This window comes from Colwellia chukchiensis, from assembly GCF_002104455.1.
Taxonomy (GTDB): Bacteria; Pseudomonadota; Gammaproteobacteria; order Enterobacterales; family Alteromonadaceae; genus Cognaticolwellia; species Cognaticolwellia chukchiensis.
In genome coordinates, this window is sequence record NZ_NBOC01000009.1 from 111,361 (window position 1) to 124,294 (window position 12,934).

The 12,934-nt window shown below is 41.2% G+C and carries 11 protein-coding genes; 4 read left to right on the plus strand and 7 right to left on the minus strand.

Annotated features, from left to right (window positions below; genetic code table 11):
* Positions 1 to 83 precede the first annotated feature (83 nt).
* From B6K83_RS11415 to sdhC, 4 genes are read right to left on the minus strand one after another with little or no spacing between them, the layout of a single operon-like run.
* Positions 84 to 794: a succinate dehydrogenase iron-sulfur subunit gene (locus B6K83_RS11415; protein WP_085285053.1), complete on the minus strand. Its 711-nt coding sequence runs from the start codon at positions 792 to 794 to the stop codon at positions 84 to 86.
* A gap of 10 nt (positions 795 to 804) precedes the next feature.
* On the minus strand, positions 805 to 2,571 hold the full coding sequence (gene sdhA, locus B6K83_RS11420) for a succinate dehydrogenase flavoprotein subunit (protein ID WP_085285054.1): 1,767 nt from the start codon (positions 2,569 to 2,571) through the stop codon (positions 805 to 807).
* Positions 2,572 to 2,919: a succinate dehydrogenase, hydrophobic membrane anchor protein gene (gene sdhD, locus B6K83_RS11425; protein ID WP_085285055.1), complete on the minus strand. Its 348-nt coding sequence runs from the start codon at positions 2,917 to 2,919 to the stop codon at positions 2,572 to 2,574.
* Positions 2,913 to 3,287, minus strand: coding sequence for a succinate dehydrogenase, cytochrome b556 subunit (sdhC, locus tag B6K83_RS11430; protein WP_085285056.1), 375 nt, complete (start codon positions 3,285 to 3,287; stop codon positions 2,913 to 2,915). The genes sdhD and sdhC overlap by 7 nt, the downstream gene beginning before the upstream one ends.
* Before the next feature lie 422 nt (positions 3,288 to 3,709).
* Between sdhC and B6K83_RS11435 the strand changes: the two genes are divergently transcribed.
* The 3 genes from B6K83_RS11435 (at position 3,710) to tcdA (ending at position 8,398) form a co-directional block, all read left to right on the plus strand.
* A complete protein-coding gene (locus tag B6K83_RS11435; protein ID WP_085285057.1) occupies positions 3,710 to 4,996 on the plus strand; it encodes a citrate synthase in 1,287 nt (428 codons plus the stop codon).
* Between the two features lie 162 nt (positions 4,997 to 5,158).
* On the plus strand, positions 5,159 to 6,685 hold the full coding sequence (locus B6K83_RS11440; protein ID WP_158088346.1) for a hybrid sensor histidine kinase/response regulator: 1,527 nt from the start codon (positions 5,159 to 5,161) through the stop codon (positions 6,683 to 6,685).
* Between the two features lie 915 nt (positions 6,686 to 7,600).
* A complete protein-coding gene (tcdA, locus tag B6K83_RS11455; protein ID WP_085285061.1) occupies positions 7,601 to 8,398 on the plus strand; it encodes a tRNA cyclic N6-threonylcarbamoyladenosine(37) synthase TcdA in 798 nt (265 codons plus the stop codon).
* Positions 8,399 to 8,408: 10 nt separating this feature from the next.
* Here tcdA and B6K83_RS11460 read toward each other — a convergent pair whose 3' ends face one another.
* Complete coding sequence (locus tag B6K83_RS11460; protein ID WP_085285062.1) at positions 8,409 to 10,103, minus strand: SufS family cysteine desulfurase; 1,695 nt, start codon at positions 10,101 to 10,103, stop codon at positions 8,409 to 8,411.
* 167 nt (positions 10,104 to 10,270) lie between these two features.
* Between B6K83_RS11460 and B6K83_RS11465 the strand changes: the two genes are divergently transcribed.
* Positions 10,271 to 10,498, plus strand: a complete 228-nt coding sequence (locus B6K83_RS11465) for a hypothetical protein (protein WP_085285063.1) — start codon at positions 10,271 to 10,273, stop codon at positions 10,496 to 10,498.
* 61 nt (positions 10,499 to 10,559) lie between these two features.
* Here B6K83_RS11465 and B6K83_RS11470 read toward each other — a convergent pair whose 3' ends face one another.
* Both B6K83_RS11470 and nlpI read right to left on the minus strand, forming a co-directional pair.
* On the minus strand, positions 10,560 to 11,957 hold the full coding sequence (locus B6K83_RS11470) for a M64 family metallopeptidase (RefSeq protein ID WP_085285064.1): 1,398 nt from the start codon (positions 11,955 to 11,957) through the stop codon (positions 10,560 to 10,562).
* Positions 11,958 to 12,009: 52 nt separating this feature from the next.
* Positions 12,010 to 12,927 carry a lipoprotein NlpI gene (gene nlpI, locus B6K83_RS11475; protein ID WP_233143964.1) on the minus strand — a complete coding sequence of 306 codons (918 nt, stop codon included), beginning with the start codon at positions 12,925 to 12,927 and terminating at the stop codon, positions 12,010 to 12,012.
* Positions 12,928 to 12,934 lie beyond the last annotated feature (7 nt).

Genomic DNA, 12,934 nt, shown 5'->3' on the forward strand with positions numbered 1-12,934 from the left:
CTGTTCCTTTATGGGATAAAAGCAATAAAAACAAATTGTTTAACGAGAATGGCAGAGTAAAAAAATTTACTCTGCCATCGACATTAAACCGCTCTGGTAAGCAACATTGACTTTATATGGCCAATGGCTTTGGTTGGGTTTAACCCTTTAGGGCAAACGTCAACACAGTTCATGATGCCATGACAGCGAAATACACTGTAAGCATCTTGTAAATCATCTAAGCGTTCTTCTGTAGCAGTGTCACGGCTATCGATAAGAAAACGGTAGGCATGTAACAAGCCTGCAGGACCAATAAACTTATCAGGATTCCACCAGAAAGACGGACAAGAAGTTGAACAACATGCACACAAAATACACTCGTACAAGCCGTCTAGTTTCTCACGATCTTCAATTGATTGTAGATGCTCACGAGCCGGCTGCTCTTTACCATCATTAATCAAATAAGGTCTGATTTTTTCATATTGATTATAAAACTGTGTCATATCAATAATTAAATCACGCACTACAGGTAAACCTGGTAACGGTCGTAACACGATTTTCTTAGCAGCAACTGCTGATAAAGGTGTGATACAAGCTAAACCGTTTTTACCGTTCATGTTTAAACCATCTGAGCCACAAACCCCTTCTCGACATGAACGACGAAATGATAAACTAGAGTCTTGCTCTTTTAGCAAAATCAAGGCATCAAGTACCATCATATCTGAGCCTTCAGGGATCTCTAGCTCATAATCTTTCATGTAAGGTTTGTTATCAACATCAGGGTTGTAACGGTAAATTGAAAAAATTTGTTTCATCACAACGCTCCTAGTAAGTTCTAGCTTTCGGTGGGAAAGCTTCACGATGAACAGGCGCCATATTAACGGTACGCTTGCTCATTTCTTCGTTATCGGGGGTATAAATTGAGTGACATAACCAGTTTTCGTCATCACGCTCAGTAAAGTCTTGACGGGCATGTGCACCACGAGACTCAGTACGGAAATTAGCAGCTTTCGCAGAACAAAATGCTGTTTCCATTAGGTTATCTAACTCTAAACACTCGATACGTTGGGTGTTGAACTCACTAGATTTATCGTCTAAGTGGGCATGTTGTAAACGTTCACGGATTTCCGTTAACTCTTTCATACCTTGCGCCATAGCTTCACCTTCACGGAATACCGAGAAGTTTAGCTGCATACACTGTTGTAAGTCTTTACGAATTTGTACTGGATCTTCGCCTTTTGTAGAAGACTCCCAACGATTAGTACGTGCTAAAGCCGCTTCTAGATCAGATTCTGATGCATCTTTACCAGATTGAGTCTCATTTAAGTAGGTACCTAAGAAGTTACCTGCTGCACGGCCAAATACCACTAGGTCGAGCAATGAGTTACCCCCTAAACGGTTAGCACCATGCACAGATACACAAGCAATTTCACCAACAGCGAATAAGCCTTCAACGATAGTTTCGCTACCATCGGCCGCAACGTTGATAGCCTGACCATTGACATTACAAGGGACACCACCCATTTGATAATGACAGGTAGGAATAACTGGGATCGGCTCTTCTGCTGGGTCAACATGAGCAAAAGTTTTAGATAAGTCACAAACACCTGGTAAGCGTTTTTCCAGTGTTTCACGACCTAAGTGATCAAGTTTTAATTTAATGTGTGGACCCCAAGGACCGTCACAACCACGACCTTCACGGATTTCCGTCATCATTGAACGGGCAACCACATCACGACCAGCTAAGTCTTTAGCATTTGGCGCATAACGCTCCATAAAGCGCTCACCGTCTTTATTCAGTAAGTAACCACCTTCGCCACGACAACCTTCAGTCACTAGTACACCAGCGCCTGCGATACCTGTTGGGTGGAACTGCCACATTTCCATATCTTGCATTTGAATACCAGCACGAAGTGACATGCCAACACCGTCACCCGTATTGATGTGAGCATTAGTTGTTGAGGCGAAGATACGACCTGCACCACCCGTCGCTAATACCGTTGCGCGAGCTTTAAAATAAACCACTTCACCAGTTTCAATACAAATTGCGGTACAACCTACAACACCACCATCACTATTTTTAACAAGATCTAAGGCATACCATTCTGAGAATACATTAGTTTTGTTTTTCACGTTTTGTTGGTACAAACAGTGTAATAAGGCGTGTCCGGTACGGTCAGCCGCTGCAGCCGTACGAGCGGCTTGTTCGCCACCAAAGTTTTTCGATTGGCCACCAAATGGGCGTTGATAAACCTTACCGTTTTCAAAACGAGAAAATGGTAGACCCATTTTTTCAAGTTCTATAATAGATTCTGGACCGGTTTTACACATGTATTCAATAGCGTCTTGGTCACCGATATAATCAGAGCCTTTAACGGTATCATACATGTGCTGTTCCCAATGGTCTTCATGCGCATTACCAAGCGCAACAGTGATACCACCTTGCGCTGATACCGTATGAGAACGAGTAGGGAATACTTTTGAAATCAGAGCACAAGACTTACCTGATTCTGAAATTGCTAAAGCGGCGCGCATACCTGCACCACCAGCGCCAATGACAATGGCGTCGAATTCACGAATTGGAACGCTCACTTACACACCCCACACAGTTAATAGGCCTGCTGCAAAATAACCAAGCAACAAAACGGAAAAGAAAAATTGTAAACCACCGCGTAAAAGCGCTGGTTTTATGTAATCAGACAGCACTTGCCACACGCCAATCCAAGCGTGTACTAATAAAGCAACAAGCGCTAAAAGGGTGAATACCTTAGTACTAAGATTCGAGAAGAATGCATGCCATACTTGATAAGTAACATCTGCAGTCGTAACAAAAAAGCTCAGCAAAAATAAAGTATAAAGCGCTAAGATTATGGCACTGGCACGAAGAAGAATAAAATCATGTACGCCACTACGGCCTACGGTTGCGGCATTATTTACCATAATCGAACTCCTACTACTATCGTCAACACCAACCAAAGTGCGATAATAAATTTCGCTGTTGCATTACCCGATGCTAGCTCTTCAAAGTGACCTAAATCCATCAACAAGTGACGGATACCACCAAGTAAGTGATAGATAAGAGCAGAAAGTGTTCCAAGGATAATGAATTTAAAGAAAAACCCACTAAGCAATGATTCTACTTGCGCGAAACCATCAGCAGAAGATAGAGATAAAGAAAGCGTCCACAATAAAATACCGATAGCAAATACCATAATGACACCGGAAATTCGGTGTAGTATCGAAGCATTCGCCGCCGCATGCATTTTTATCGTCGACAAGTCTAGGTTTACAGGACGTTGTTTTTTCACAATTGTTGCCTAAGGAGCTCTTAGAGCTTTCAACTTATTTTTTTTTGCTATTTAGCTAATTTTTTATACTAAATAACCCCCCTATGATTTGAATTATATTTTTAACACTTGATATCACAATACATAGCAACACCGCGAGAAAAACATAATTCAGATCGGCTTGATTATATAGGTGAAAATCATTAATTACAATTTTCTTAATCGACAAGTTTCTACTAAATTTCAAGGCTTATGACTAATTATTAACCATACGTGACTAAAATGATTCTTCACATGTGACTTTAGTCTAAGCCGATAACAAACGAATTGACTTTTAGGGGGGGGTTTACAGTAGAATAGCCTATGTTTAATATTCACAAAAATTGACTAAACAATTAGTTTGGTTAAATTTAAAGATAATTAATTTTATGGGGATGGAATATATGGCTGACTTAAAAGCCTCTCTTAGTATCGACGGTAATGTAATTGCGGACTTGCCAATTCTTAAAGGCAGTGCCGGCAATGATGTCATAGATATACGTACACTAGGTGGAGCAGGCTATTTCACTTATGACCCAGGTTTTTTAGCAACAGCGTCTTGCGAATCTAAAATTACCTTTATTGATGGCGATAAAGGCATTTTACAGCATCGCGGTTATCCGATTGACAGTCTAGCCAAGCAAGCTGACTACTTAGAAGTTTGTTATATTTTACTTAATGGTCATGCACCAACTAAAACGCAATATGATGAATTTAAAAACATTATTACTAACCACACTATGGTGCATGAAAAGCTAGTTCATTTCTTTCATGGCTTCTTACCCGATGCGCATCCGATGGCGATGTTATGTGGCGTAGTTGGCGCATTATCTTCGTTTTATCACAGTGACTTAGATATCCATGCTGCTGACCAGCGTATGCGTAGTGCCCACCGCTTAATTGCTAAAATGCCAACGATTGCCGCTATGGCCTACAAATACAGCATAGGTCAGCCGTTTGTTTATCCTCGTAACGACTTAACTTATGCAGAAAACTTCTTACACATGATGTTCTCAGTACCTGCTGAGGAATATAAGGTAAGCCCGGTCGTTGCCCGTGCTATGGACCGTATCTTTACCTTACATGCGGATCACGAGCAAAACGCGTCAACATCAACGGTACGACTAGCAGGCTCATCGGGTGCTAACCCATATGCCTGTATTGCTGCTGGTGTCGCATCATTATGGGGCCCTGCACATGGTGGAGCCAACGAAGCTTGCTTAACAATGTTAGAAGAAATTGGTTCGTTAGATCGCGTCGATGAATACGTTGCAAAAGCTAAAGACAAGTCAGATCCGTTCCGCTTAATGGGCTTTGGTCATCGAGTATATAAAAACTTTGACCCGCGCGCGACGGTAATGCGTGAAACCTGTCATGAAGTATTAAAAGAACTTGGCATCAAAGATCCACTACTTGACGTTGCTATGGCACTTGAGAAAGTTGCCCTTGAAGATCAATACTTTATCGAGAAGAAACTCTACCCTAACGTTGACTTCTACTCGGGTATTATTCTTAAAGCAATTGGTATACCTACCAATATGTTTACGGTGATTTTTGCCATGTCTCGCACCGTAGGCTGGATTGCCCACTGGGATGAAATGCTTGGCCAAGCAGGTCAGAAAATCGGCCGTCCTCGTCAAAAATATACTGGTGAAATTAACCGAAAGTTTGTTCCACTAAGTGATAGATAAAAGACAGTTTCTCGACTCAAGTCGTTAGCTGAAAACATAGTTGATAAGGCAGCCTATTGGTTGCCTTTTCTTTTAATACTTCATTAACTATTATTCCTATACAATAGTGTGATGTTTATAATATTGTTGAATTAATAATAAAGATATCATGGTGCTATGCCTGTGCTTGATCACATTTTAATTGTCGACGAACGCCGCTTAGTGCGTGAAGCGCTTGCCAAAATCATCCACGCTTGTGGCGTAAGTAAAGCAAGTATCGCCTGCGTAGAAAACGAAGATGATGCCATAGAATATGCCCAGTTCTCTCCGGTAAGCTTGCTAATTTGTGCCGATAACATTAACAACGACAATGTTGAGGGCTTTCATGCGAGCTTATGCCAATATACAGCAAGCAAACAGTTGGCGACTATGGTTTTAGTGACAGATCAAGCAGCCGACTCATTTCGTCAGCCTAATAGTAGCAATAAGGCGTGGCTAACGCTCAGCCGTCCATACAAAAAACAACAAATTATCAGAGCGTTATTTAGCCTAACGCAAAACCCTATTTTTGATTTTGACACCCAAGCAATTGAAAAATCGGCAAGCAATAACCTCGTTGCTCAGCATGAAGAAGAGACCCTTACCAGTAGCGAAAAAGCCACGGTATTAGTGGTAGATGATGAGACCAGTAACATTGATGTGGCGGCGGGAAATTTGCGCCATATTTATCGGGTGATGGCAGCAAAATCTGGTGAAGACGCACTAAGAATAGTGGCTAGCAATAAGCATAACATCACCTTAATTTTACTCGATATTATGATGCCTGCAATGGATGGCTATCAGGTGTGTGCAGCATTGAAAGCAAAGCAAGCCAGCGCCGATATTCCGGTGATTTTCCTTAGCGCAAAAGCACAAATAGATGACATAAAGCACGGCTTTGATCTAGGGGCTGTTGACTATATTACCAAGCCGTTAAATGGGGATCTATTGCGCGCACGCGTTGCTACTCACATCAGGCTACAACAGCAAAAACAGGCGCTCTCTGCGCAAATAACCACGTTAAAAGAAAACGCAAAGTTACGCGAAGATATTGAAAAAATAACCCAACATGACTTAAAAGCGCCACTAAATAATATTCTCTTTGAAACCTACCGCTTAGCGGATAAACGTGCGGCAAATGCCATTAATCGCGCCGTTAATAATGTGGTGAACATGGTCAATAATTCACTTAATTTATATAAAATTGAGCAAGGAATTTATACCTTTATACCGCAAGCAACCAATATTAATACCTTGATCACTGATGCGATAAACGCCGTATCTAGCATTACAAGTGATAAAAATATCAATATCGCACTACAAGGCTTTGATGTTGAACACACTATCTTAGCCGAGCCGCTGCTGTGTTTATCCATTTTTAATAACTTAATAAAAAATGCCGTTGAAGCCTCACCAATCAATAAAACCATTACCCTGCAGTTGTCTCACCAGTCGGGCACAATCTGCTTTCAATTAACCAACGATGGCGTAATACCGCCAGAAATCCGTAGTGGGTTATTTGAAAAGTACACAAGTTCAAACCATCAAACCGGTGTTGGTTTGGGGACGTATTCAGCTAAACTGATGACGCAAGTTCAGCATGGCGATATCAATTTTGAGATTATCAACAACCAACAAACGCGTTTTACAGTCAACTTGCCTGCAGCCTAAGCGCAGTTGCCGAGCTTTTAGCCGTGACTAAACGCCCTGTACTAGCGTGACCGGCAAATCGACGTCACTTGTAGTGCAAAAAATAGCTATTCTCGCTACTTATATCTCTGCTAAAGCCTAATTGATGTTCAATTATCAAACAATACAAGCGACATATCGTACAAGTGGCCATGCTTGTGGCAGCTTGCGCAAAGAAAAACTTGATCTATTCGATAAAAAGCTTAAATTTTTGACGCTCTACTTCACAAACTTTATCAAAAAAAACAACCAAAACGGTCAAATAACAACCAGCCTGTACAATAAATCAGCACGGTATTTTGTATGCACCATCATAAATTTTGATACTTGTAATCACCAAAATGAATAGTAAAATTAACAAACAACACTAGCGCGTGCTGATTTTTCAGGACTATTTTTGCAGCCGTTTGTTTGGCCTTTATACAAGGCTGAGCCTGTAAATTGTAGTTATGCTACTCGCACAGGCGAAAATGTAGTAATAATGCCAAACAAACGCTGCATGATGGCTTCGCTTGAACAAAATTCAACCGCGAAACATCAACACGATCTAAATACATTGTTAGAGACCTTAAAAAATCCGCAAAGCGCTACTTTGCATTATCGTAATTTTCGTCGTAATAACGTACTTTCAACTCACAAGAATACCGAATAAATGCACTTATCTCTGGTGCAGATTATTAGCGACAGTTAGCACCAAAGACAACGCTTTACTGCAACTTTAACACTTTAAATAACCCGCTTAGCGCAGCTAAAATAACGCCCAGGCACTTTACCCTGTGAGTCAGGGCTTTTTCTTAAAATTTTTCAACGTGTAGGCTAATTTGCCGCCGACATAGATAGCATTAGCCCTATGGACTGCTATAATGCGCAGCGAAATTTTTATTAGGTAAATTTAGTATGTCAGATTATCAATTAAGGTTCGGGGGTATAGCTCGACTTTATGGCAATAGCGCCAGTCACGCACTCCAACAAGCTCATTTCTGTGTTATTGGTATTGGTGGTGTTGGCTCGTGGGCTGCAGAAGCTTTAGCCCGAAACGGTGTTGGCCAAATCACCTTAATTGATCTTGATGACTTATGTGTTACCAACATTAACCGTCAGATTCACGCGCTTACCGACACTATAGGGTTAAGTAAAGTAGATGTCATGCGAGACCGAATTCAGCAAATTAACCCTCAATGTCAGGTTAACGCTATTGAAGACTTTATTACCTTAGAAAATATCGCAATGTTGTTAACCAACTCTTTTGACTATGTGATTGACGCCATAGATTCTGTCGCGGTGAAGTGCGCCTTGATAGCACACTGTAAGCGCAGCAAAATTCCGTTAGTCACCATTGGCGGTGCGGGTGGACAAATTGATCCTAGTAAAATTACCCTGACTGATTTAAGCCAAACCTTCCAAGATCCCCTATTAGCTAAAGTTCGCAATCAACTGCGCCGTGAATACAACTTTTCTCGTAATGTTAAGCGAAAATTTGCAATAGATGCGGTATTTTCCACCGAGCAGCTACGCTATCCTGATGCCGAGGGCAATATTTGCCATGCAAAACAGGCTAGCTCGGGTGCCATGCGACTCGATTGTAGTGGCGGCTTTGGTGCTACAACCCATGTCACTGCTTGCTTCGCATTTTTTGCCGTAGCAAAAGCCACGGAAAAATACTTACAGCGCGCATTAACGCAAAGTAAAAGTTAACGATTAAGTGCTATTGCACTCCAACTGCTTGATAGATTTTTTTGACGATGGCACGCACACCATTGCCGCGTGAAGGGCTTAAGTGTTGTAGTAACCCTAATTCAGCAAAATAGCCGTCCATATCAAAAGCCCGAATTTGGGCTGCTGTTTTCTGATTAACAGCGGCTAAAATAATGGCTAACAAGCCTCGAATAATTTTAGCATCACTGTCGGCTTTAAACTGAAATACGCCATTAGGCGCTTGAAAGCTCTGCAGCCAAGCATGACTTTCACAGCCCGAAATTAATGCCTGTGCAGTTTTTTCTTCATTACTTAGCCGCGGTAGAGCTTTGCCAAGCAGCATAATTTCGCGATGCTTGCTATCCCAGCTTTTAGCCTTGGCAAAAATCGCCTGAATATCTGCAACCTTAAGCGACTTATTAATTGGTTTAATCGTCTGTGTATTCGCAGGGGCAATTACCCTTGAATCGGCACTCTTAACGCTTAATTTTTCTTGGCTTATACGTTGCAAAGCCGTGACAGCATAATCAACTTCAGCAAAGCTATTATAAGCTGACAATGATAAACGCAAGCATCCGTCAAGCTGTAAATATGACATCAAGGGCATAGCACAATGATGACCTGCACGAATAGCAACCCCAACACTATCTAATGCCGCCGCAACATCATGATTATGATGTTCAGCTAAAGTAAATGAAAAAACGGGGATATCCGGCGCAGCTTCAACGATAAAGGCTAGACCAGGGACGGTTACCAGTTGTGTAAAACAATAATCGCGTAGCCTGTTTTCATAATCTAATAGCGCACGACATGGCTGCTGATTAAGAAAATCAATGGCTGCCCCAAAGGCAATAATACCGGCAATATTAGGTGTACCTGCTTCAAATTTATGCGGTAGCGTATTAAAGGTTGTGTGGTCAAAGCTAACGCTTTTTATCATTTCACCACCACCTTGATATGGTGGCATTTTATCTAGCAACTCTTGTTTTCCATACAATACCCCAACCCCAGTAGGACCATACATTTTATGAGCGGAGAAGACATAAAAGTCACAACCTAGTGCTGTCACGTCAACAGGTATATGGGCTATTGCTTGCGCGCCGTCAATTAAGGTTAATGCTTGAAACCTTTTTGCTACTCTAATAATGTCTGCCACTGGATTAATTTTACCAATAACATTGGAAATATGAGCCACGCAAACGATTTTAGTGCGCTCGCCTATCACTTGCTCTAATTGCTCTGTGGCAATAACACCATTTTCATTCAATGCAAGTAGCTTTATTTTGGCGCCAGTTTGCTCGGCAACCAGTTGCCAAGGAACGATATTAGCGTGGTGCGCACAATAACTTAAGACTATTTCATCTCCCGCTTTTAAGCTACTACGCCCCCAACTTTGGGCCACCAAATTTATACTTTCGGTGCTGCCTTTAGTCCAGATAACTTCTTGCTCTGTGTTGGCATTAATAAAGTTTTTAACACTGCTGCGCGCTTTTTCATAATCCATTGTCGCCATTGTGCTTAAGGCGTGAGATGCGCGGTGTACGTTGGCATTACACCTTTGATAATAATCTTGGTAACTGTCAATAACACACTGTGGTTTTTGCGTTGTCGCAGCATTATCAAAATAAATTAAGGCTTGCCCATTAACTTGCTCAGTTAAAATGGGAAATTGCTGACGAAAGTCACGAAAAGAAAAATTTTCCATAAAGTACTAATCATATTCACTAAAGTTACCAAAGTTAATTATATCGTAACTCAGGTCAAGAAAGCCGCATTGAAAAAGAAAATATTTCTCTAAAATATGTAAATTGAGACAGCAAAATCTGCAAATTTGCGCTATAACTTAAGAGTGTTAATCGAGGAGCCTGAAATATGACACTTTTTTCGTGGTTTAATAATTCTACGCGGGTTAATTCTCCAAAAAATACTAAGGCGTCGTTAGAGCAAGAGTTATCAACATTCAATAACAACACTATGTGGCCAATCGCAAAAGTAAGAGGAAACATTTCAAGACAACAACAGGCCTACCTAAAAGTTACCGCACATATCAAACAAGAAGCAAAGCTAAAGGTACTCAAAGAACAAGTAAGTAAAGTTTAACCTGCAGAAAATTTAAATTTAGTCAATTAACGCGTTGTTTGTGATCTAGTTGGCTAAATTTTCAATCTATCACCATTTCCTGTAACAGCTCAATCGCTTGCCCAAGCTCACCTTGCTCGGCTAAGGCCTTACTGACATTAAAATGATAGCTCGGCATTAAAAACTGCCTCGGCGCAAGTCGCAGTATTTCTAAATACTGACTTGGCAAGGTCAGCTCAAAATATTCTAATTTGGTACGCTTTGACAACGGCTTAAACGCTTTTACATTGCCATTACGCTCACAAGTACTGGCGCTGAATAGCCCTATTTCATCTTGAAATTCACTTGGTGTACCGAGCTTCCATTCGCCTTGTATATTGCGACTTAAAATTGGTGTTGTTGGCGCGATTAAACTGCGCCAAGGTACTTGCGCTAAAACTTGCGCTCTTATGTCTTCGCGTTGCCCTTGATAATCACTTGTTAATACGACTATGTTGTGTGCAAATGGTGCTGACTGGTTTTGCTGACATTTTTGGTGCTGACTTGGTAGCGGGTATTCATCAACAAAGCCGATAAAATGGCTCAACTCGTGCACTAAAACATCAACAGTATCTTGTTGATCAAGGTACATAATACCGTTATCCACATAGGCACCACCTTGCTCAACAATTAAGCCTATATAACGACTATTAATTAATTCTTGTTGACGCCAAGCTGTTGCCCGACAGTTAATTCTTTGATGTTTTTGATGCTGGCAATCTAGCACATCAGCTGCGATGTAGCGCGGTGTTTGCAAACAAATTAACTCGCTTAGCGGGTGTTGTGAAAAATCATCAATTAATTGTTGTCCGTGTCGTAAGCCGTTCAAGTTTGTCGCAAATAACTGAACGCTGATCACGCACGAAAACGGTTTAGCATATCGGCTGTTACTAACGTCAATCGCAACATCAGCGCCAAAAGCCCAATACTGTGCCAATTCATAATAAAGCGTGCTATTTTCACTCGCTTTTAGGCGTTGCTGGTTTTCAACGATAAAGGCGAGCTCGCCCTGCTGTAAGGCAACTTGATAGCGCAGCGATAGTGCCTGATCATTATTTAATATTGGCTTTAGCAGTGCTGCTATAGACTGATATTCTTGCTGATTAAAATAGATTTTAGCTAATGCTAGTCGTGCCTGACTATGGGCTTGGCGAATTGCCGTTTGATACCATAGTGTTGCGAATGCGAGTTGTTGTTGCTGTTGAAAATGTACACCCAATTGATAGGCAACCTCACCCTGACTATCCGCATAGAGTTTAGCTAAATGTAACCAGGCGTTAGGCTTACTTTGTTGCAGTTGTGCTAAACGCGTTTCGACATCCGTTATCGGTGTCAGCAGTTCAAGTAGCTTAAGTTGTTGCCGCGTTATCGTCGCGTTATTAATTTTTGCGTTATAGTCTTCAATAATGAACAAAGCACTGAGCAGCATTATGCCAAACATAACGAGCAATGCTTTGAAATAAACAGCCACGCCTTAGTTACTCAAAATGCGACTAGGGTAAGCTGGATTGCTGCATAGCTTGGCGCATTAAATCAAGCTCTAGCTTGGCATACCTATGCTCGACAAACTCATAAACATTGGTGCTTAGCGCAAGCTTGAAGAAATTAATGGCAGCATTAACATCGCCCTGCATTTGGCTATATTTACCTAAATAAAAATACGCTTCGCACAAACGTTCTGTTAATGCCTGATTGCTATGTATATTTTCAGTAAGTTTAGCAATAAACATCGCTTGACTCAGCTCGCCTAAGTACAACTTAATAACATTTTTTGCCCATACCTTATCATTCACAAATTGAGCATAAGTTAATAAGCTCTGATGGGCTTGTTGCTGATCTAATTCTACATCGGCTAAGTACTGCCATAAGACACGATATGGATCGTTTTGCTGTAGCTCTCTAAATATTTTGAAATCATCAGCGGCTAAGTTAGGTCTACCGCCATAATATAAAGCAATACCTCGATTGAAATAAGCAAAATCATAGTCCGGGTCTAACTCAATAACGGAGTCAAATGCGTCGTATGACTGATTAAACTCTTGTAGCTGGGTAAAGTGAATGCCTAAAAAGTTATAAGCATCTGCCATGTCTGGCTTGAGCTGGATAGCTTGATTAAAGTCATTATGAGCCAAAGCCCTTAACCCAAACTTGTCATATTTTATACCACGCTGATAAAACAGCTCGGCACGCTGTTCATCACTTATTTTTGCACGTTGCAGTACTTGGCTAATTCGTCCAACCGCAATCTCATCTTTGATATTTATCGGCAACGGCTCGGCAATAATCAACTCACCGATAGCGGACTGCGATGGCGCAGTTGTAGTACATGCCTGCAACAATATTAGGCTTGTCGCGACGAGCACACCTGAAAATAGCTGTCTTGAGAAATAAGGTTTTAAATTTAAGTACACGAAAATC